We start from the raw sequence: 297 nt of genomic DNA, 5'->3' as shown, positions 1-297 counted from the left end.
ACGCTTCGACCCCAACCCGAAGCGTTACTCGAAGAGCTTTTTAAACTCTGACCAAATCCCCAACGAGAAATTATCAAACAAGTTAATCCCCAGTGCCGATTTAATCAGGTACAGCACCAGCAAGCCCAGCAATACACAAAACACAATAAACGCACTTAACAGCGCTGCGGATGCCAGGGCGGATACGGCTTTTTCCCGCTCGGATAATTCCCGGCGGTTTTTGCCCATTAAAAACACCAGATAATAACGCCAGCGGGTAAAAGGCACCGGCAAGGTGGTGCGAATATCCACCGCATG

General features: G+C 49.5%; 1 protein-coding gene. It reads right to left on the bottom strand.

Annotated features, from left to right (window positions below; all coding sequences use genetic code 11):
* Positions 1-24: 24 nt before the first annotated feature.
* Positions 25-297, bottom strand: a 273-nt coding sequence (locus tag J0A66_RS22815; protein ID WP_206576074.1) for a 3-phosphoshikimate 1-carboxyvinyltransferase, incomplete at its 5' end; no start/stop codon positions are given.

This window comes from Bowmanella dokdonensis (assembly GCF_017254865.1).
Lineage (GTDB): Bacteria > Pseudomonadota > Gammaproteobacteria > Enterobacterales > Alteromonadaceae > Bowmanella > Bowmanella dokdonensis.
The sequence above is the reverse complement of the archived record's forward strand: the minus strand, read 5'-3'. Positions and strand labels throughout refer to the sequence as shown.